The sequence below is a fragment of the Pseudomonas schmalbachii genome (assembly GCF_017589465.1).
Taxonomy (GTDB): Bacteria; Pseudomonadota; Gammaproteobacteria; order Pseudomonadales; family Pseudomonadaceae; genus Pseudomonas; species Pseudomonas schmalbachii.
Genome location: NZ_JAELYA010000002.1, coordinates 198,855 through 218,858, shown reverse-complemented (window position 1 = coordinate 218,858; position 20,004 = coordinate 198,855). Strand labels below are relative to the sequence as shown.

15 protein-coding genes are annotated in these 20,004 nt (G+C 65.2%); 3 read left to right on the top strand and 12 right to left on the bottom strand.

Annotation, left to right across the window (positions count from 1 at the left end; all coding sequences use genetic code 11):
* Positions 1-21 precede the first annotated feature (21 nt).
* The 10 genes from JFY56_RS06450 to algD all read right to left on the bottom strand — a co-directional run bounded on the left by JFY56_RS06450 (position 22) and on the right by algD (position 14,359).
* A complete protein-coding gene (locus JFY56_RS06450) occupies positions 22-1,185 on the bottom strand; it encodes an alginate O-acetyltransferase (RefSeq protein ID WP_208312705.1) in 1,164 nt (387 codons plus the stop codon).
* Between the two features lie 14 nt (positions 1,186-1,199).
* Complete coding sequence (locus JFY56_RS06445) at positions 1,200-2,672, bottom strand: MBOAT family O-acyltransferase (protein ID WP_208312704.1); 1,473 nt, start codon at positions 2,670-2,672, stop codon at positions 1,200-1,202.
* Between the two features lie 230 nt (positions 2,673-2,902).
* Positions 2,903-4,009 carry a mannuronate-specific alginate lyase gene (locus JFY56_RS06440; protein WP_208312703.1) on the bottom strand — a complete coding sequence of 369 codons (1,107 nt, stop codon included), beginning with the start codon at positions 4,007-4,009 and terminating at the stop codon, positions 2,903-2,905.
* A 6-nt stretch (positions 4,010-4,015) separates the two neighbouring features.
* Positions 4,016-5,434: an alginate O-acetyltransferase gene (locus JFY56_RS06435; RefSeq protein WP_208312702.1), complete on the bottom strand. Its 1,419-nt coding sequence runs from the start codon at positions 5,432-5,434 to the stop codon at positions 4,016-4,018.
* Between the two features lie 12 nt (positions 5,435-5,446).
* Entirely contained in the window at positions 5,447-7,084 is a 1,638-nt protein-coding gene (algG, locus tag JFY56_RS06430; protein ID WP_208312701.1) for a mannuronan 5-epimerase AlgG, read from the bottom strand.
* A 98-nt stretch (positions 7,085-7,182) separates the two neighbouring features.
* Entirely contained in the window at positions 7,183-8,601 is a 1,419-nt protein-coding gene (locus JFY56_RS06425) for an alginate export family protein (protein ID WP_208313217.1), read from the bottom strand.
* Positions 8,602-8,684: 83 nt separating this feature from the next.
* Positions 8,685-10,070, bottom strand: a complete 1,386-nt coding sequence (gene algK / locus JFY56_RS06420; protein WP_208312700.1) for an alginate biosynthesis TPR repeat lipoprotein AlgK — start codon at positions 10,068-10,070, stop codon at positions 8,685-8,687.
* Between the two features lie 11 nt (positions 10,071-10,081).
* Positions 10,082-11,248, bottom strand: a complete 1,167-nt coding sequence (locus tag JFY56_RS06415; RefSeq protein WP_208312699.1) for an alginate biosynthesis protein Alg44 — start codon at positions 11,246-11,248, stop codon at positions 10,082-10,084.
* 46 nt (positions 11,249-11,294) lie between these two features.
* The gene (gene alg8 / locus JFY56_RS06410) at positions 11,295-12,776 is read right to left on the bottom strand and encodes a mannuronan synthase (RefSeq protein ID WP_208312698.1); all 1,482 of its coding nucleotides are present in this window, start codon (positions 12,774-12,776) and stop codon (positions 11,295-11,297) included.
* A 272-nt stretch (positions 12,777-13,048) separates the two neighbouring features.
* A complete protein-coding gene (gene algD / locus JFY56_RS06405) occupies positions 13,049-14,359 on the bottom strand; it encodes a GDP-mannose 6-dehydrogenase (protein ID WP_208312697.1) in 1,311 nt (436 codons plus the stop codon).
* A gap of 439 nt (positions 14,360-14,798) precedes the next feature.
* Here algD and JFY56_RS06400 point away from each other — a divergent pair, with 439 nt between their 5' ends.
* The 3 genes from JFY56_RS06400 to JFY56_RS06390 all read left to right on the top strand — a co-directional run bounded on the left by JFY56_RS06400 (position 14,799) and on the right by JFY56_RS06390 (position 16,741).
* Positions 14,799-15,206: a hypothetical protein gene (locus JFY56_RS06400; RefSeq protein WP_208312696.1), complete on the top strand. Its 408-nt coding sequence runs from the start codon at positions 14,799-14,801 to the stop codon at positions 15,204-15,206.
* A gap of 80 nt (positions 15,207-15,286) precedes the next feature.
* Complete coding sequence (locus JFY56_RS06395; RefSeq protein ID WP_208312695.1) at positions 15,287-15,931, top strand: MBL fold metallo-hydrolase; 645 nt, start codon at positions 15,287-15,289, stop codon at positions 15,929-15,931.
* 96 nt (positions 15,932-16,027) lie between these two features.
* Positions 16,028-16,741, top strand: a complete 714-nt coding sequence (locus JFY56_RS06390) for an OmpA family protein (RefSeq protein WP_208312694.1) — start codon at positions 16,028-16,030, stop codon at positions 16,739-16,741.
* Positions 16,742-16,864: 123 nt separating this feature from the next.
* Here the strand turns inward: JFY56_RS06390 and JFY56_RS06385 are convergent, their stop codons facing one another.
* On the bottom strand, positions 16,865-17,779 hold the full coding sequence (locus JFY56_RS06385) for an acyltransferase (RefSeq protein WP_208312693.1): 915 nt from the start codon (positions 17,777-17,779) through the stop codon (positions 16,865-16,867).
* A 72-nt stretch (positions 17,780-17,851) separates the two neighbouring features.
* Positions 17,852-19,984 carry a phosphate acetyltransferase gene (pta, locus tag JFY56_RS06380; protein WP_208312692.1) on the bottom strand — a complete coding sequence of 711 codons (2,133 nt, stop codon included), beginning with the start codon at positions 19,982-19,984 and terminating at the stop codon, positions 17,852-17,854.
* Positions 19,985-20,004 lie beyond the last annotated feature (20 nt).

Below are 20,004 nucleotides of genomic sequence, written 5' to 3'. Positions count from 1 at the left end.
ATCTTCTCTACTGCGCGACGCTCATTGCGCCGCCGGTTTGCCGGGCTGGTTGGCAGCCAGGCGTTCATCGTGGTTGCCTGCGGCGCGCAGCTGCGCCAGCCAGCCCTGGTCGAACTGGCTGAGGTCGCTGTGCATCGGCAGGTAACGTTCGGGGAATTCCCAGATCAGCAGTTGCGCCGGCTTCTGCTTGAAGCCTTCGTCCTGCAGCAGTTCGAGCATGGGTTCGAGCGGGCCCTTGCCTTCCTTGGCGTAATTGACCAGGTCGGCGGAGAGCGCCTGCTTCAGCGCGCCGGCGAAGTTCCACTGCGGGTTGGCGCTGTAGCTGGTGCCGACCAGGGCGATCTGCGGCTGCTGGCTGTCGCCGAACAGGTCGGCGCCTTCGCCGTTGTCCGCCGGGCGCGTCTGGCGCGCTTCCAACTGGTCGGCCTCCGGCAGCATGTCGCTGAACAGCGGGTCGAGCGGCAGGAAGCTCAGCAGGTCGCCCTTGTGCGGTTTCTGCTTGCCGGCCTCGGTGACGAAGGACTGGCTCGGCAGGTCGAGGCCCTTGCCGTCGCGGATGGTGGCGGCCAGGCGCTGGGCCACGGCCTCGGCGCCCAGCGGTGTCCAGTGGGTGTCGGTGCGCAGAAAGACCTGGCCGTTGTCCTTGGCGTGTTCGAGGGTTTCCAGCAGCTCCGGCGCGGCCATGCCGGACTGCCAGGCGCGGCTGAGGAAGTCGCGGTAGAGCCCCGCGTGCAGCACCGCCGGCCGTTCCTCGCCGAGGTATTCCGGATAGACGCGGTTCTTCGCCGGGATGATCGCCATCACCAGCTTCACCCCGCGGCGTTCCAGTTCCTGCTGCACGCCACGGATCAGTGCCCAGTTGTCGGCGAGCTGGGTGGCGCTGGGCGCCGGCTTGAATTCCTCGTCGGTGAACAGCCAGCCGTCCTTGCCGATCACCACGCCCGGCCGGCCCTCGTCGAACAGCGTGTAGTCCAGCGCGGCCCAGAGGTTGGTGCCGAGGCGCTTGACCGGGAACTGCGCGTCGTAGTGCTTCTCGAAGGCGTGGGCCAGCTTGCCGTTGAGCAGCGGCGTGCCATCGGCTCTGGAGAAGCTCGGGAAGCTCGTCGTCGACCAGCCGGCGAGGCCCACCAGCATGCCGCCGAACAGGGCGATGTAGGTGTATTGCAGCGGTTTCGCGATTGTCATTTCGTCGTCCTCGCTCAGAACTGGAAGTAGAGGAAGGGCGAGTAGCTCTGCGCCGAGAGCTTCAGCACCGAGGCGGCGAACAGCAGGAGCAGCGCGGCGCGCATCGCCAGCACGGGCGCCAGGGCGAGGGCGCCGCCGCTGGTGGTGACGACCACCGGCGCGGCGGCTTCGGCCTTGCTGGCCTTCTCGCCCAGCGGCTGGCTGTAGAACTGGCGCAGGCCGAATACCGCCAGCACCACGTAGGCGACGATCAGGGTGCCGACCTGCAGGCCGGTGAGGCTGGCGCGGTTGAGTTCGGAGAGCTGCCAGTCGCCGAAGCTGAACATCGCCTCGTACATGCGCCAGGCCACATGCAGGTTCTCGGCGCGGAAGATCACCCAGCCGATCACCACCAGCAGGAAGGTCAGCGCCCATTTCAGCGGGTTGAACACGCGGGTGGCGGCGTTCACCCCGAGCAGGCGCTCGATGGCGAGGATCGCGCCGTGCCAGGCGCCCCAGATGATGTAGGTGAAGTTGGCGCCGTGCCACAGGCCGCCGAGCAGCATGGTGAGGAACAGGTTGCGGTAGGTCTGGAACGCCGTGCCGCGGTTGCCGCCGAGGCTGATGTACAGGTAGTCGCGCAGCCAGTTGGACAGGCTGATATGCCAGCGCCGCCAGAACTCGGTGATCGACTGGCTGATATAGGGCTGGTTGAAGTTCTCCATGAAGCGGAAGCCCATCATCAGGCCGAGGCCGATGGCCATGTCGCTGTAGCCGGAGAAGTCGAAGTAGAGCTGCGCGGTGTAGGCCAGCGCGCCGAGCCAGGCGTCGCCGGTGCTGGGGTTCTGCAGGGCGAAGCAGTGGTCGGCGACCGCCGCCAGGGTGTCGGCGATGAACACCTTCTTGACGAAGCCCTGCATGAAGCGGGTGCAGCCTTCGGCGAACTTGTCGACGGTGTGGGTGCGGTGGTTGAACTGGTCCACCAGGTCGCGGAAGCGCAGCACCGGGCCGGCGATCAGGTGCGGGAAGATTGCCACGAACGCCGCGAAGTCGATCAGGTTGCGGGTGGCCGGAGTATCGCCGCGGTACACGTCGATGATGTAGCTGATCGATTCGAAGGTGTAGAAGGAGATGCCGATCGGCAGCAGGATGTGGGTGATCACGAACGGCTGCATGCCGAACGAGGTGATGATCTCGTTGAGGCTGTCGACGCCGAAGTTGGCGTACTTGAAGTAGCCGAGCACGCAGAGGTCGACCACCACGCCGAGGATCAGCCAGCGTTTCGCCGCGAGGGTGCGCACGCCGGCCGCGCCGATGCGCAGGCCGATCCAGTAGTTGAACAGCGTCACCCCGGCGAACAGCGCGAGGAAGTCCACCCGCCACCAGGCATAGAAGATGTAGCTGGCGAGCAGCAGCAACAGGTTTCGGTAACGGTTCCCGCTCAGGTAGTACATGCCGAGGAAGATCGGCAGGAACAGGAACAGGAATACGTTGGAGGAAAAGACCATTCCACGTCTCTCTTTGGAGCTTCAATCGTTCAGATCGGTCTCGTCCGTTCGCAGGGAACGGACGGTGCGATCCGCCAGTTCCTCCCCGGTGTTGCTCAAAGTGGTGTTGCGCCCGCCCGCGTCTGTATGCGTGGGTCGGGAGTGACGCCGTCGTAGGTTGGCGCTGAGCTTGCGAAGCCCAACATCCGTGTTGCCGGCAACCATCGTTGGGCTTCGTTCCTCAGCCCAACCTACGTTTTGCCCCCGAACACCTTCGTCACCTCGCCCCCCAGCCGGTAGCTGTTGAACGGCTGCATGTCCTTCTTCCATTCGCGGGTCTTCGCCGTGCACTGGTAGAGCACGCAGTACGGCTCCAGCCAGGCGAACTTGCTGTCTTCGCGCAGGTCGCTCATGTTCTGGCTCTTGCCGGTCTTCTCCTGGAAGGTTTCCTGGTCGTCGACACCCTTCATCACGCGGTTGGCCAGGCGCTCCAGGGCGCCGTCGTTTTCCTTGCGCAGGTCGACGCCGTTGGCCTGGGCGAAAGCGGCGATCATCGTCAGCGGCGGCAGCGAGTAGTTGTGGTAGGAGAGGGCGCGCTTGCCGCGCTTCAGTTCGTTGGGCAGGAAGCCGTTCTGGTCGACCTGGTTGGCGGCGACCTTGAACTCCTTCACCGACCAGTCGAACAGGTCGCGGCGGTTGGTCACCACGGCGGTGGACATCACCGACCACGCCGCCCAGTAGGAGTGGTTGTTGATCTGCTTCAGCGGCAGGTTGCTCCAGTCGCTGACCACCTGGCTGCCGAGGCGGCCGAACCAGTTCTCGATGTTCCGCGCCTGCTGTGGATAAGCCGACAGCGGGCGGCTGCTGGAGAACTTCAGGCGCAGCCAGGACGAGGACATGCTGCCCAGCGCCCATTTGCGCATGGACTTGCCGGTGTGGTTGAAGGCGGTGCTTTCCAGCGCGCCGGCCTTGGCCCAGGCCGACAGCCAGTCGATGGCGCAGTCGAGGTCGCTCTTGTCGCCGCTGCGCATGTACTCGGTGATCAGTTTGGCGGTGCCGCGCTCCATCTCGGTGATGTCGGCGATCTGCGCGCGGAATTTCTTCTCCGCCGCCGGGTTGAGCTGGGAGCGCGAGGAGTCGGAGCCCTCGTACTTGCTGGTGAACACCAGGGTTCCGGTATAGGGCCGGGGCATCGCCGGGCACTTGCCGGAGCCGGCCTTCTGCGTGGCCGCGGCGGCGAAGTAGCCGGGCGGCGGCAGCAGGTCGGCGGCTTCGCTGCTCTGGCCGTAGAGGGTGCTGAGGATGGCGATGGAAAGGGCGCCGCTCGCCAGCTTCGACAGGTTCGATTTGCGTTTCATGGGTGCTTACCTCTTGGCCACTTCGGCAGTGGCCCTTGCGTTCGGCGTCTGGCAGAGCCGGGCCTCGACTTCCAGGCCGGCGGGCATCTCTTCGGGCGCTTCGATTTCCATCGAGAGGAACTGCTGGTCGGCCCAGTCCTCGTCCTTGCGCAGCTGGAAGACGTAGCGGCCACCGGTATCCACCGCCGAGGACTGTTCGAGCTTCAGCTGTTCGCGGCGGCCGTTCATGTACCAGACGGTGCTCTTCAGTTCGTGCACGGACGGATCGCTGTAGGTGATGTCGGCGGTGTAGCTGCCCGAGCGGATCGGCAGCGCGCCGCTGTTCAGCAGCACCTCGGTGCGCCCGGCGTGCAGCTTGACCTTGCGGCTGAGCACCGGCTTGCCGTCGGCGCAGCCGTTGCCCACCAGCGGCATGGCCTGGCGGTAGAAACTCTTCTGCGCCATGTCGTAGTGCGTGGCGAATTCCCAGATGAGGATCTTCGGCGGGTTCTTGTGGAACTCATCGCTGCTCATGTAGGCCAGCAGCGAGCTGTCGAAGCCGCCGCCGGACACGGCGTTGTTGAGGATGTCGACCTTGCCGTACTGTTCCAGGAAGCCGGGGAAGTTGTAGGCCGGGCCGCTGTTGGAGGTGCCGACCAGCGCCACCTGCGGGTTGCCGCCGTCGCCGAACAGGTCGCCGCCGCCGCTTTCGCCCACCGGCTCGGTCTCGAAGCGCTCGACGTACTGCGGCGCATAGCTGCTGCCGCAGAGTTGCGCGGCGGCCTTGTGGAAGGTGCCGAGCTTGGACAACAGGCCGACGCGCTTGCTCTCGAAGTCCTTCTTCGGAATGTCGGCGTAGGCCGGGATCCGCTTCAGCGTCTCGGCGACGATCTTCGCGCTGCGCTCCGCGCCATACGGCGTCCAGTGGTGGTCGGCCTTGAAGTAGAAGGCGTGTTCCTGCTTCTCGTCGAACAGCGGCGAGAAGTCCGGCGTCCAGATACCGGCCTTGCGGAACTGGGCGATGGTCGCCAGGTAGTTCTTCTTCGCCAGGTCGTAGTCGAACGCGGCCTTCTCCTTCGGATTGAGTTTCTCGCGGTTCACCAGGCCACGGGTCGGCTGGTAGACCACCACCAGCTCGACGCCTTTCTTCTTCAGCTCGTCGCGCAACTTCTTCAGATAGCTCCAGCCTTCGGTCGTGGTGCCGAAATCGGTGCGCAGGTCATAGGTGGTACGGAACAGCCAGTCGTCCTGGGCCGGCACCAGATGGGTGAAGAAGCCCAGGTACTTGGTGTTGTAGGCGCTGTCGTTGGCGGCGGTGGCGCACAGGCCGGCGGCGGGCTGGACCTGGTAGGTCGGCGCGTCGGCGGCATTGGCGCTGCCATGGGCCAGCAGCAGGCCGGCGGCAAGGCCGGTCAGGCCGAACATATGGATGGTGCGGGTTTTCATGCGTCTGGGTCCTCAGTCCTGGAGTTCGGCCTGGCTTTCCACGGGGTCGATCAGCACGGCGCGCTGCTGGCGCACCAGCAGGTCGAGGATCTCGTCCTGCTTCTCGCCGAGGATGCCGGGCAGGCTGATGCCGGAGGATTTGGTCGGGGCGAGCATCGCCACCTTGTAGAGTTCGAGGGACAGCGGCGAATCCACCGAGAGCGGGCCGGAGCCGTTGCCGATCAGCTTGCCGCCGACCACGATCAGGGAAACCTTGGTGTCGAACGGGTCGAGGTTGATGTTGCGGTCGGTGTTGGTCAGGTCCTTGATGTGGCCGTAGACGCCGATCAACTGGTTGCCGGCGGCGACGTTCTCGTACAGGCGCAGGTTCACGCTGTTGCGCACGCGGATGCCGTGGCGGCGGTTGCCCAGCACCTGGTTGGCGTAGATCAGGTTGTCGCCGGATTCGTAGACGGTGATGCCGTCCGACTGGTTGCGGTACACCTCGTTGTAGGCCACCAGGTTGCGTTCGGAATTACGGTCCAGGACGATTCCGGAAAGGTGGTTATCGAAGGTCTTGTTGTTGAAGATCCAGCTGTCGTTCACCTCGCGGGAAACGATGATGCCGTGCTTCTTCTTCGTCCCGTGCACGGTGTTCCCGGCGATGATCAGCCGGTGCGAACGGTCGTGCGGGTCGATGCCGTAGACGATGTTGTCGCGGTAGGTATTGCCCTTCACCACCAGGTCGTCGGCCTCGTAGCAGTAGAAGCCGTACCAGGCGTCGATGAAGGTGGAATCGAGCACCCAGCCTTTCGGCCGTGGGCGCTTCATGGTCTTGTCCATCCCCGGGCTGTACTGCGAGATGGAGATGCCGTAGGCCTTCGAGGCGTTGTAGCCGAAGCTGGTGAAGGTGCTGTTGACCAGATAGGCCTCGGCGCCGCCCCAGGACACCAGGAACGGGCGGAATTCGTTGGGCGTCCTGTACCAGGCCGGTTCCTTTTTTGCCTCGTTCCAGGCGGTGACCTTGCTGTCGCGGATAAAGAGCTTGCCGTCGTTGACCAGGAAGGCGCCGCGATCCTGGGACAGGCGCAGTTCCTTCACTCCCTTGTCGATATCCAGGGTCGCGCCCTGGTTGACCACGATCGGCAGGCGGGCGACGAACACGCCGGGCTCGACCTGTTCCAGCGCGTTCTTCGGCAGCTTGCCGGCGAGCTGGGCGAGGTTGACGTAGCCGCCGTCGATGAAGATCGCCTGGGGCATCTGCCGCTGGCGCTTGACCCACTCGCCGAGACGGTTCTGCCCGCCGGTGAATTCCTTCAGCGGCTGCTGCTGGACCATGCGCTGCACCGTGGCCTTGCCTGGCTTGCGGTCGATCTTCTTCTCCACTGCCTCGGCCGTGTAGCCGGACAGGTCCGGCAGCTTCGGCGGGTCGAGGTGCAGTGGTTCGGCGGGTGCGGCGGTTACGGTGTAGTTGCCGGATTCCTTCAGCGTCTGGGTTATGCCCGGCTGTTTGGCAGGCGTCTCCGCGGCCCAGGATGGTGCGGTGGCGAGCAGGAGGCTGCCGAGCAGCAGGGTTGCCAGGGGGGCGTTTTGGTGTTGGCTTTCCCCCCTCACCCTAGCCCTCTCCCTCAGGGAGAGGGGACTGTCTGGAGTTGCCGGCTGGCACGGCATGTATCCCGACGCCGATCTGCCCCCTCTCCCTCCGGGAGAGGGTTGGGGTGAGGGTACAGCTGCACGGAAGCTCATCCAGATACTCATCGACAGATTCCTCAGAAGCGCCAGATGAAATCGACGAAGGCGTGGTGCATGGTCGAATCGACGTCGCTGCCGTACGCATCGCCCGGCTTGAACAGGCCGCCACGGAAGCGCACCAGCGCCGACGGTTCGTCGATCGCCTGGCTCATCGAGGCCGGCAGCAGGCCGTGCTTGAAGTAGCGGGTCACCACCAGGTCGACTTCCTGGCCGATGTCCTTGTCGTCGTTGACCAGCGGCGCGGTGATCGCGCTGTTGCCGATGTCCGAATCGCCATCGACGCGCCAGAAGCGGTGGTACACGACGCTGGCGTCGTAGTCGTCGCGCAGTTGCCAGGAGCCGAACAGGGTGGCGTCCTGGAGGTTGCTCAGCTCGCCGCGGAAGGCCTCGCCGAAGCGGTGCACGCGCGAGCGGGTGCCGGTGAAGCTGGAGCGGTTGCTCTCCAGGCCGGTCTGCTCGAACTGGTCCTCGCCGTCATCGCCGCCGCCGCTGCCACGGGCATAGCCGGCGCCGACCTTCCACTGCTCGTCGATGTTCCAGCGCAGGCCGAGATCGACGCCGTAGGCATTCACGTCGCCGCTCTGCTTGCCGGTGGCGATGCGCTCGCCGTCGACCGGGGTGCTGGTCAGGCGGTCGCGGTCGCCGGTCAGCCAGGTGGCGCTGGCCCAGTAGTTCAGCGGCATCTGCGAGCGGTATTCGTAGCCGTCGCCGTTGGCCTCGATGCCCAGCCAGGTGAGCTTGCCGGTGGAGGTCTTGTCCAGTTCGTCGACCACCTCGCCCGGATTGGGCAGGTTGCCGCTGTCGTCGGCGTGGTGCAGGCGCAGGCCGACCCAGTGGTGCGGCATCCACTGCGTGGAGATGTCGCCGAACAGGTGGGTGCGGTCCTCGTCTTCCGGCGCCAGGTCGTCGAGGTCGGTACGGTACTCGGAGAAGCGCTGGGCGACGCCGGCGTGGGCGCGCAGCAGGGTGGTGTCGAAGCTCCAGTTCAGCGCTTCGATGTTGGTGTCCTGCCACAGGCCGCTTTCCTCGCGCAGGCGCTGGCGGCCGAGTCGCAGGTGCTCGCCGGGGTAGGCGGTGAGGCCGGCGTAGTCGACCCAGAACTCGCGCAGGGCGAGGTAGCTGTCGTCGCGCTGGCGGGCGTCGCTGCGGTTGCCGTTCTCGTCGGACTGCAGGGTGTCGGTCTGGATGGTGTCGGTGGCGGTCACCGCCTGGCCCATGGTGTAGGCGCTCCAGTCACCCCACTGGCCGAAGGCCCAGGGACGCAGGTCGAGGCCGATGCCGTTGACGTCGCCTTCGGGGTCGGTGCCGAGGTCGCGGTCGTCCTCGGATTCGGCGGTGATCTTCACGTCCAGGCCGAAGTTCTTCGGCGCTTCCTCGGCGGCCCAGGTGGAGGCCGAGAGCAGTGTTCCGGCGATGGTCAGGCCGGCGCCGAGCATGGCTTGCAGCAGGCGGGCGCGGCGCACGGCGCTGGCCAGGGCGAGCGGCTGGAAGGGCTGGGCGGTCATCTGGTCGGTGTACTTCATAGGGCTTCTTGTTCCTGGTTGTTCTGCAGGAGGCTCGCGGTGGCTTGCCAGTTGCCGCCGCGGGCCTGCTCTTCACGCTTGAGCAGTTGCTGCGCCTGGCTGCGTTCGGCCGGCGACAGCTGCGGTTCCAGTTGGCTCATCAGTTCGCCGGCGGACGCCACTTGCTGGCGCTGGGCGAGCTGGCCGAAAACGTAGGCGTTGACCCGGTTCGGCTGCACGCCGCGGCCCTGCGAGAACAGATGGGCGAGGGCCATGTCGGCGCTGGCCTGGCCGGAGCGGGCGGCGATCAGCAGGTGCTCCAGCGCCTTGTCCGGGTAGACCTTGCCGAGGTAGCCGCGGCGGTAGATCTGCCCGAGGTAGTAGTGCGCCTGCGGTTCGCTGGCGCCGGCCTTGAGCAGGTACTGCTCGGCCTTCCGAGGGTCCTGCGGCATCCACTTGCCGTCGTAGTAGAGGCGTCCGAGCAGCAGGTCGGCGCGTGGCTGGGCGGCGTCCTGGCCTTTTTTCAGGTAGTCGAGCATCTGCTCGACGTCGCCGAGGTCGGGGTTGTCGTACTGCAACTGGGCGAGGCTGACCCAGGCGGCCGGGTACTGCGGCGCCAGTTCGGTGAGCAGCGCCTGGGCGGCTTGCGGATCGGCATTGCCGAGTTCGCTGTTGGCCAGCACCAGGGCCACCGACTCGACGCGCTCGGGCGGCACGCGGCCGGCCTGCCAGGCGGAGCGCAACTGGTCGAGGTGGGCCTTCTGCTTATCGGCGTTGCCCTGGATCTGGTACACGGTGGCCAGCTCCATCCAGCACACGTCCATGCGCCGCAGCCAGCGCTGGCAGACCTGCTCGATCTCGCCGAGGTTCTGGTCGTAGGTGCCCTGGGTGCGGTAGAGGACGATCTGCGCAAGATCGGCCTGCGGCAGGCCCTGGGCGCGCCACTGGTCGATGCGCTGCTGCGGATTCACTTCCGGCCAGGCCTGCGGGTATTGCAGGTAGAGCACGATCAGCGGCACCAGCGCGCTGTCCACGCCCTCGTTGAAGGCGCGACTGAGCAGCTGTTCGGCTTCGCGATGCTCGGCATCGGTCGCGCCGGGCTTGGCCGCCAGCCATTTGCCCAGCCGCGCGCGGGCGCGTGGCGAGGTTTCGGCGGCTGCGCGGTAGAGTTTTTCGGCGCGCGCCTGGGCGGCGCTGTCGCCGTTGGCGGCCTGGATTTCCGCCAGGCCGATCTGCGAGTCGGCGTAACCGAGGGTGGCGAGTGCCTGGAAGTTGGCCTGGGCGGTGGCGACGTCGCCGCGTTCCAGGGCCTGCTGCGCCAGGCGTTCGTCCGGCAGGCCGGCACAACCGGCGGCCAGCGCGATCGCCAGGGGCAGGGCGAGTCGTTCGACCGGGAATCTCATGGCAGGTCCTCTCAACGGGCGGTGGCCAGGGCCATCGCCTTGTTCAGCAGGGTGCGGCCCGGCAGGCCGCCGATGCTGACTTCCACCGGGCGGCCGGCGAACATGCTGTCCAGCGGTTCGTCGGGCTGGATCTGCACGCGGATTTCCGAGGCGAGGTCGCCGTCCACCGGCGCGGTGCGGACGATGCGGCCCGGGCGTACCTGGCTGTCGCCGGCGACCTGGAAGTTGACGATGGTGCCCGGCGCCAGGTCCGCGGCATTGCGATAGGGGAAGCGCGCCTCGACGGTGGCGGTGCTGTCGTGCGGGGCGAGGGTGAAGATCACGTCGCCCTTGTTGGCGTACTGGCCGTCGGCGACGCGCTGCTCGACCACCCGGCAGTCGCAGGGGCTGGTCAGGGTGCCCTTGAGGGTGCGGCCGAAGAGCTTCTCGATGTTCGCCGGATTGAGCTGCTCGTCGCTCAGGTTGCCCTTGAGCAGGTCCAGCAGGTTGGCGGAGAAGGTGGCGATGGGCGCGCCCTTGGTCACTTCGGCGTTGGCCTGCACCAGGCTCTGCACCGTGCCTTCGCGGGGCATGGTGATCTGCTGGCTGACCACGTTGACCACGCCGGAGTCGGCGCGGGTGACGAAGTACAGGTTGTACAGCTGGTTGAGGATGAAGGCGAAGGCGCCGACGCCGACCACGAAGATCGCCGTGCTCAGGGTCACCGCGCGCACCCGGCCGATGAAGCCCATGCCGCCGGCGCCGGCGTGCTTGCGCTCCTTGGTGAAGTTCTCGCGTTGCAGGGTGTTGAGCATGTCGCCGACGCTGACCACTTCGCCGGCGAGGAAGGCGGTGATCATGTAGCGCAGCGCGGCGATGTCGCGCGGCTTGAGGCCGTGGAACTCGCAGCCGGTGCGGCGGGTGTCGGGGTTGAAGTTGCGCACCTGGAATTCCACTTCCAGCGAGAAGCTGATGCTGTCGATCTGGAACAGCAGCTTGCCGCGGTACATCTCGCCCACCTGCATCGGCGCGTTGCTGGCGCTGAAGGCGAAGCCGCCGGCGGAAAGGTCGATCAGTCGCGCATCGACGCCTTCGCGGTGGCTGCCGATGAAGCGGATGCGTGCCGGCAGCTTGACCCGCGCATGGCGGCGCTGGGCTTCGGATTCGTGCACGACGTTGAGGTTGACGGCTGTATTCATGGTCAGGGTTCCTGTCATCTGGCTTGGCTGGGCGGCAGGTTCGGGGTCACACGATGCTCATCAGCACGGCGACGAAGACGCTGGCAGCGGAGAAGGTCATGGCGCGCGACGACCAGGTGTTGAACCAGCGCTGGAAGCTGGCCAGGCCGCGGTCGAGCTTGGTGTTCTGGCGGGTCCACGATTGCTGGTCGAGGCGGAAGAACACGTAGATCTTCACCAGGGCGCCGACGATCTGGTTGTAATAGAGGATCAAGGGATAGGCCGGTCCGATGTGGTGGCCGGACAGCGACAGCAGCAGGGTCAGCACCAGGCGGGTGATGCCGATCCACAGCAGGTAGATCAGCAGGAACACGATGCTGTACTTGATGCTGGCGATGATCGACGCGGCGAGGCCGAGCAGGCAGGTCCACATCGACACGCGCTGGTCGAACAGCACCACGCTGGTGAACCAGCCCAGGCGTTGCGGGCCGAGGGCGAGGGCGCGGGAGTTCTGCCGCAGGTTGTTGCCGTACCAGCGGAACATCAGCTTGCGGCTGGCCTTGATGAAACTCTTCTCCGGCGGGTGCTCCACCGTGTCGATGGCCGCATCGGGCACGTAGAAGGTGTCGTAGCCCAGGCGCATCAGGCTGTACCAGCTGGACTTGTCGTCGCCGGTGAGGAACTGGAAGCGGCCGAGGCGCCAGTGATCGAGGTGGTCGCTCTCGACGTCGGTGATGAAGTCGGGGTTGGTCACCACCTGGGCGCGGAACACCGACATGCGCCCGGTCATGGTCAGCACGCGCTTGCTCAGGGCCATCGAGCACATGTTGATGTGGCGCTGGGCGAAGCGCAGCTTGTGCCACTCGCTCATGATGTAGCCGCCGCGCACTTCGCAGAACTCGTTGGTGGTCAGGCCGCCGACGTTGGGGAACAGCTTGAACCACGGCACGGTCTTGCGGACCACGCCCTGCTGCAGGACGGTGTCGCCGTCGATCACCGCGACCACCGCGTCTTCGTCCGGCAGGTGGCGGGAGATGGCGCGGAAACCGTGGGCCAGGCCGTCACGCTTGCCGGTGCCGGGGATGCGCACGAAGTCGAGCTGCACATGCTCCGGCGGGTTGAGCTTCTGCCACTGCTGCTTGATCAGCACCTCGTCGGACATCTCGACGATGGAGCACACCACGGTGGTGGGGAAGCCGCAGTCGATGGCCTCCCTGATCACCGAGCGGTAGACCATCGAGGTGGTCATGGCGTCGATGCGGAAGCTGGTGACCATCAGGAATACCTGGGATGGATCGGCCGCCGAGCCGAGCTTGCGCACGCGGCGGCGGTAATGCGGGTAGACCACATGGAGGAACAGCATCCCGCGCAGGAAGTGCAGGCCGCCCATCGAATAGCGCCAGATGCCGACGGCGCCGATGAGCAGCAGGAAGTCCCTGGAGTCGGCGTCGAACACCGTCTTCGGCACCATCAGCGCAAGCAGCATCAGCAGGCTGATCATCGCCAGCCAGCCGGTGGCTTCGCCGAGGATTCGCTTGTATGTGTCCATGTTCAGATCCGTCACGTGGGAACAACTGTCTTGCAGCCGAGGGCGCTTTTTGTAGGAGCGAGCTCTGCTCGCGAACGCCAGCAGCGCAAAAGCTTCGCGAGCAGAGCTCGCTCCTACAGAAATTCGCCCCGCCGTCAGTCGTAGGAGCGGACCATGTCCGCGAACGCTCTGGCATTCGCGAGTCGCGGGCATGGCCCGCTCCTACAGGGAGGGCACCGGTTACCAGTCGTAGGATGGGTTGGGCGCAGCGATACCCATCACCAGGGCACCGATTACCAGCAGATCCCTTCCGCCCGCTCGTTGCTGGTGTGCGGCATGAACCCGATCAGGTCGACCAGCTTCTTGCCCGCCGGCGTCCTGTTCACGATGTCGACGAACAGCTCGTCGCCATTGCCCAGCACCAGCACGTCGGAGGCGCGCACCACTTCGTCGAGGTCGGAAACCAGCAGCGAGGAGATGTGCGGGATCTTCGACTCGATGTATTCCTTGTTCGCCCCGTGCACGCGGGCGTACTCCACGTTGCGGTCGAAGATGCGCAGGTCGTAGCCCTTGCCGATGAGCATTTCGGCCAGCTCCACCAGCGGGCTTTCGCGCAGGTCGTCGGTGCCGGCCTTGAACGACAGGCCGAGCAGGCCGACCTTGCGGGTGCCGTGGCTGGCGATGATCTCGAAGGCCTTCTGCACCTGGTTGGAGTTGCTGCGCATCAGCGAGCCGAGCATCGGGTGCTCGACGTCGAGCTGGCTGGCGCGGTAGGTGAGGGCGCGCACGTCCTTGGGCAGGCAGGAGCCGCCGAAGGCGAAGCCGGGCTTCATGTAATAGCGCGACAGGTTCAGCTTGTTGTCCTGGCAGATCACGTCCATCACCTCGCGGCCATCGACGCCGACCGCCTTGGCGATGTTGCCGATCTCGTTGGCGAAGGTGACCTTGGCCGCGTGCCAGACGTTGCAGGTGTACTTGATCATCTCGGCGACTTCGACCGACTTGCGGATGATCGGCGCGTCCAGTTCGCGGTAGATCTCTTCCAGCAGGTCGCCGGTCTGCGCGTCCAGTTCGCCGATCACGGTCATCGGCGGGAAGTCGTAGTCCTTGATCGCGGTGGATTCGCGGAGGAATTCCGGGTTGTTGCCGACGCCGAAGTCGCTGCCGGCCTTCTTGCCCGAGCAGTCCTCGATCAGCGGGATCACCACGTCCTTCACCGTGCCCGGCAATACCGTGCTGCGCACCACCACGGTGTGGCGAGCGCCTTTCTCGCGGATGGCGTAGCCGATCTCGCGGCAGACCGTCTCGATGTAGCCAAGGTCGAGGTCGCCGTTCTTCTTGCTCGGCGTGCCGACGCAGATGAACGACACCTCGGTATCCAGCACCGCCTGCTTGAAGTCGGTGGTGCCGGACAGACGTCCCGACTGGATGCCCTTCTGCAGAAGTTCTTCCAGACCCGGCTCGACGATGGGCGATTTGCCCCGGTTGATAAGGTCGATCTTGGTAGTGGAAACATCCACGCCGACAACTTCGTGACCGCGTGCAGAAAGGCAGCCGGCACATACCGCGCCGACGTAGCCAAGACCAAAGATGCTGATACGCATCGCATTCACCTCGTGCAATTATCGAGCTGTTTAAAGTTGGCCTTTAGAGCCGTTTTCATTGCGAAGGAATAGCCTGGGAAACACTCTTTAAAGTGTTTTCCTGATTCCTTCTGGCAGGTGTGAGAAGTACTGCTAAACTTCAGAGCACAAACTTCGGGCAAAGCTTCTAATACTTGCCCTGTTATGTTTCAGGCGGATTTCAATGTTGGTGCGAAGTCCGACCTGCAGTGCTCCAGTTTGGTTCGATGACTATTCGATCATCTGTAACCTGTTGAATTTGCGAATTTTACCTTTGCGCATCGATGCGCAGTCAGGCCGTGCCCGAAGCTCCGGGAGGGCGTCGGGTGAAAGTTGACGGCCGTTGCGCAAATAGGATTTGGCAAATTCGGAGTTAGTTCCTTCGAACAGTTCAACGGTATCGGGGCAGGGCACTGCCCGATTGCCAGTAATTGATGCCGGATTGATGGCGCTTCGGCATTTCATTGCTGTCCATGCAAACTGCAACGTCGCAAAAAGTTCATTTAAATTTCTGGCTGAAATTCAACCGATTCATCCGCCGAAACAGATTTTCATTTGTTGGGCGGAGCGTTTCATTGCAACTTGCAATTGTGAAATGCAGATAATGGCGCTACGCCTGCAGTGGCCAATGGATTACAGAACGGACAGTTTTTCGGGATGTTTCCGGCCCGATCCGGCGTTCGGCGGACGGGAAAATTTTCTTCGCCACGCCGCTGCAGGCGGACGAGCGGTAGTGATTAGCCTTCTCTTCGTGTGGACATTCAGCCGGTCCGCAGCGTGCAGGACGGAGGCAATCGGCGAGGAAAAGGCTGCGGGTGATCCGCCCTGAATCGGGGCGAGGCTGTCGAGTGGTCGCCATGGCCGGCGCATTTGCGCGAAAATGCGTCATCCATCCGATCAGGTATCGCCATGCAAGCCGAGAAGCCCGCCATCATCCGAGAAACCTTCCCCGTCGGCCCCCTGCAGTGCAACTGCACGATCATCGGCGACCCGGTGACGAAGAAGGCCATCGTCGTCGACCCGGGTGGCAATCCCGAGCTGATCATGGCGAGGCTGGAGGCGCACGGGCTGAAGCTGGTCAGCATCATCCACACACACGCGCACCTCGATCATTTCCTCGCTTCCGGCGAGATGAAGAAGCGCACCGGCGCCAGCCTGCACCTGCACAAGGACGACCAGTTCCTCTGGGACAGCCTGGAAATGCAGTGCGGCATGTTCGGCGTGCCGTACAACCCGGTGCCGGCGCCGGACCAGTGGCTGCAGGACGACGAGGAACTGGCCTGCGGCTGCGGCGTGGCGCTGCACACGCCGGGGCACACGCCCGGCTCGATGAGCTTCTGGTTCCCCGAGGCGAAGCTGCTGATCGCCGGCGACACGCTGTTCTTCCGCAGCATCGGCCGCACCGACCTGTGGGGCGGCGACTACGCCACCATCGAGCGTTCGATCAAGCAGCGTCTTTATACGCTGGACGAGGACGCGACGGTCGTCACCGGCCACGGCCCGGAGACTTGCCTGGGCGATGAAATGCGCGAGAATCCCTTCATCAGGGCCTGATGGCCTTTTGCATCGGGCGGAGGAAACTTTCCTCCGACCGATGGTCTAAGCACCGCTGCCCAGCAGGGCATATCGTCACCCGAGGAGTCTTCCTTCATGTTTACCGCACGTCGTCTGTCCATGGTCGCGGCCATTACCGCTTTCGCTCTCATGGCCGGTTGCGCTTCGCAGAATCCTTATGATCCCAACACCCAGGCCCCGGCCGAGGGCGGCGTCAGCAAGACCGCCAAGTACGGTGCGCTGGGTGCGCTGGCCGGCGCCGTCGCCGGTGCGGCCATCGATCACAACAACCGTGGCAAGGGCGCACTGATCGGCGCCGCTGCCGTCGGCGCCGCCGCTGCCGGCTACGGCTACTACGCCGACAAGCAGGAAGCCGAGCTGCGTCGCCAGATGGAAGGCACCGGCGTACAGGTCGAGCGCCAGGGCGATGACATCAAGCTGATCATGCCGGGCAACATCACCTTCGCCACCGACTCGGCCAACATCGCGCCGTCCTTCTATACCCCGCTGAACAACCTGGCGAACTCCTTCAAGCAGTTCAACCAGAACAGCATCGAGATCATCGGCTACACCGACAGCACCGGCAGCCGCCAGCACAACATGGACCTGTCGCAGCGTCGCGCGCAGAGCGTCGCCACCTACCTGACGTCCCAGGGCGTCGATGGCGGCCGCGTGAGCACCCGCGGCATGGGCCCGGACCAGCCGGTCGCCTCCAACGGCACCGCCGACGGCCGCGCGCAGAACCGCCGCGTCGAAGTGAACCTGCGTGCCCTGCCGGGTGCCCAGGGCGCTACCAGCACCGTGCAGTAATAAGCCGGTGCAATAGCGAAGAAACCCGCCGATTGGCGGGTTTCTTCGTTTTCCGATGTGGCGGGTTGCACCCGCCCTACGGGATGAGACAGGTAGGGCGGGTGAAACCCGCCAACCCACACCTCAGACCCGCGCGCCGGCGGGAAACTCGCGGTGCAGCTGGGCCAGCAACTGGTCCTTGCGCTCCCACAGCTGGTTGACCCACTGCTGGAATTCCGCGCGATAGGCTTCGTCCTGGTCGTAGCTCCTGCCGAGGAACTGGCGGGGGATTTCCAGTTCTTCGAAGCGCACCACCACGTTCTTCAGCTTGCCGGACAGCAGGCACCAGAAGGTCGGGCTGCCGTCGGGATAGTGGATGGTGACATTCACCAGCGTGCGCAATTGCTCGCCCATGGCGTCGAGGACGAAGGCGATGCCGCCGGCCTTGGGCTTGAGCAGGTACTGGAAGGGCGACTGCTGCTGGTCGTGCTTGGCGCGGGTGAAGCGGGTGCCTTCGAGGAAGTTGAACACCGCCACCTTGATGCGGCTGAAGCGTGCGCAGGCTTTGCGCGTGGTCGCCAGGTCCTGGCCTTTCTTTTCCGGATACTTCGCCAGGTAGGCCTTGCTGTAGCGCTTCATGAAGGGGAAATCCAGCGCCCACCAGCACAGGCCGATGATGGGCACCCAGATCAGTTCCTGCTTGAGGAAGAATCGCAGCAGCGGCAGGCGCCGGTTGAGCTGGTATTGCAGCACCAGGATATCGACCCAGCTCTGGTGGTTGCTGGTCACCAGATAGGAGTGGTCGTAGTGCAGGCCCTGGATGCCCTGGACGTTCCAGCGCGTGTCCTGGACCAGGTTCATCCAGAACTTGTTGCAGCCGATCCAGCCCTCGGCGATCAGGCTCATGATCCTGCCGCACAGGCTCTGCGCCGCCGCGAACGGCAGGAGGATCTTGACCAGCGTCATGCCGAACAGCAGCGCGGCCCAGAACAGGGTGCTGCAGAACAGCAGCAGACTGGCCAGTACGCCGCGAACGGCGGGAGGAAGAAAGCTCAACATCGGGGATGTCCTTGTACATGAGCGCCCGGACGGGCCGGGCGCGTGGTTCTGGCACGTCCTCGTGCGGGGCGGTCAGCCCTTGTCTTCCCTGACGCTGTCTGCCTGGATCGCCGTCAGTGCGATGGTATAGACGATGTCGTCCACCAGCGCGCCGCGCGACAGGTCGTTCACCGGTTTGCGCAAACCCTGCAGCATGGGGCCGATGCTGATGCAGTCGGCGCTGCGCTGCACCGCCTTGTAGGTGGTGTTGCCGGTGTTCAGGTCGGGGAACACGAACACCGTGGCGCGTCCGGCCACCAGGCTGTCCGGGGCCTTCTGCCGGCCTACGCTGGCGATGGCGGCGGCATCATACTGCAAGGGCCCATCGATCAACAGATCGGGGCGTTTTTCCCGCGCGATGCGCGTCGCTTCCCGCACTTTCTCGACATCTGCGCCGGTTCCGGATTCGCCGGTGGAGTAGCTGATCATCGCCACCCGCGGCGGAATGCCGAAGGCCAGGGCGGAGTCGGCGCTCTGGATGGCGATGTCGGCCAGGTCGCCGGCCGACGGATCGGGGTTCACCGCGCAGTCGCCGTAGACCACCACCTGGTCCGGCAGCAGCATGAAGAACACCGACGACACCAGGTTGTAGCCCGGCGCGGTCTTGATCAGCTGCAGGGCCGGGCGGATGGTGTTGGCGGTGGTGTGGATGGCGCCGGAAACCAGCCCGTCCACCTCGTCTAGGGCGAGCATCATGGTGCCGAGCACCACGTTGTCTTCCAGTTGCTGCTCGGCCATCGGCGCGTTGAGGTTCTTGCCCTTGCGCTGGGCGACCATCGGCTCGACGTAGCGGCCGCGCACAAGATCGGGATCGACGATTTCCAGGTCTTCCGGCAGCACGATGCCGAGCATCTGCGCTACCGCCTGCACGTCCTCCTGCTTGGCCAGCAGCACGCAGCGGGCGATGCCGCGCGCATGGCAGATCGCCGCCGCCTGCACGGTGCGTGGCTCGCTGCCTTCCGGCAGGACGATGCGCTTGCCGGCCTTGCTCGCGCGCTGGGTCAGCAGGTAGCGGAATACCGGCGGCGACAGGCGCAGTTCCCTGGGTTCGCCACAGCGCTGCTTGAGCCATTCGAAGTCGATGTGCCCGGCGACGTACTCGGTGACCCGTTCCGCGCGCTCGCGGTCGTCCACCGGGATTTCCTTGTTCATGCGGTTGAGGTTGCCGGCGGTTTCGAACGAGCCGCTGCCGACCATCAGCACCGGCAGCCCACCCTGGAAGGCGCTGCGGCAGAGTTCCATGACCCGCGGGTCGGGCATCAGGTCGCTGCACAGCAGCAGGCCGGCCAGCGGCACGCCGTTCATGGCCGCCAGGCTGGCGGCGAGGATGATGTCGTAGCGGTCGCCGGGGACCACCACCAGAACGCCGGGTTTGAGCAGGTGCGCGGTGTTCGGCGCCGAGGGTGCGCAGAGGATGATCTTCTGCACCCGCCGCTGTTCGTAGTCGCCGGCATTCAGCACGCGGGCGCCGAGCAGGTCGGCGACGTCGCGGGTGCGCGGGGCGTTCAGTTCGTCCTGCCAGGGAATGCAGCCGAGCAGGCGGAAGTCGCCATCGCGCAGCAGCGGCGAATGTTCCTGCAAGCGCTGGGCGAAGTGTTCGGCGGCGGCTTCGCTGTCCAGCGGCTGGCCGTCGGCGTCGCTGACGCGGACCTTGTTGACGATCACCCCGAGCAGCTTCGGATCGCGCGGCCCGCCGAACAGGTGGGCGAGGATTTCGATGCGGTCGGACAGTTCGGAGATGGTCTCGCTTTCCGGCGCGGAAACCAGGATCACTTCCGAGTCGAAGCTCTTCGCCATGTGTGAGTTGATCCGCGCGGCATAGCTGACCTGCGGGGTCGGCACCATGCCCTCGACGATCATCACGTCCTTGTCTTCGGCGGCCTGCTGGAAGTGGTGGATGATTTCCTCCAGCAGTTCGTCGAGCTGGCCTTCGCCGAGCATGCGCTCGACCTTGGTCAGCGACAGCGGCAGCGGCGCATTCAGGCCGTGGGTGCGGGCGACCAGTTCGCTGGAGCGCTCCGGGCCTTCGTCGCCCTGGTGCGGCTGGGCGATCGGCTTGTAGAAGCCGACCTTCAGGCCGGCGCGCTGCAGGGCGCGGATCAGGCCAAGGCTGGTGGAAGTGAGGCCGACGCCAAATCCGGTCGGTGCGATGAAGAAGGTATGCATCCGGGCTCCTTAAGCCGTTC

Coding starts and splice junctions, on each gene's coding strand:
- JFY56_RS06425 (WP_208313217.1), bottom strand. CDS start 8,601: ATGCTCGGCGCCGGCCTGACCATCGCCGGAACACTGCTCTCGGCCTCC.
- alg8 (WP_208312698.1), bottom strand. CDS start 12,776: ATGGACACATACAAGCGAATCCTCGGCGAAGCCACCGGCTGGCTGGCG.
- JFY56_RS06395 (WP_208312695.1), top strand. CDS start 15,287: ATGCAAGCCGAGAAGCCCGCCATCATCCGAGAAACCTTCCCCGTCGGC.
- JFY56_RS06445 (WP_208312704.1), bottom strand. CDS start 2,672: ATGGTCTTTTCCTCCAACGTATTCCTGTTCCTGTTCCTGCCGATCTTC.
- JFY56_RS06390 (WP_208312694.1), top strand. CDS start 16,028: ATGTTTACCGCACGTCGTCTGTCCATGGTCGCGGCCATTACCGCTTTC.
- algD (WP_208312697.1), bottom strand. CDS start 14,359: ATGCGTATCAGCATCTTTGGTCTTGGCTACGTCGGCGCGGTATGTGCC.
- pta (WP_208312692.1), bottom strand. CDS start 19,984: ATGCATACCTTCTTCATCGCACCGACCGGATTTGGCGTCGGCCTCACT.
- algG (WP_208312701.1), bottom strand. CDS start 7,084: ATGCCGTGCCAGCCGGCAACTCCAGACAGTCCCCTCTCCCTGAGGGAG.
- JFY56_RS06385 (WP_208312693.1), bottom strand. CDS start 17,779: ATGTTGAGCTTTCTTCCTCCCGCCGTTCGCGGCGTACTGGCCAGTCTG.
- algK (WP_208312700.1), bottom strand. CDS start 10,070: ATGAGATTCCCGGTCGAACGACTCGCCCTGCCCCTGGCGATCGCGCTG.
- JFY56_RS06450 (WP_208312705.1), bottom strand. CDS start 1,185: ATGACAATCGCGAAACCGCTGCAATACACCTACATCGCCCTGTTCGGC.
- JFY56_RS06415 (WP_208312699.1), bottom strand. CDS start 11,248: ATGAATACAGCCGTCAACCTCAACGTCGTGCACGAATCCGAAGCCCAG.
- JFY56_RS06440 (WP_208312703.1), bottom strand. CDS start 4,009: ATGAAACGCAAATCGAACCTGTCGAAGCTGGCGAGCGGCGCCCTTTCC.
- JFY56_RS06435 (WP_208312702.1), bottom strand. CDS start 5,434: ATGAAAACCCGCACCATCCATATGTTCGGCCTGACCGGCCTTGCCGCC.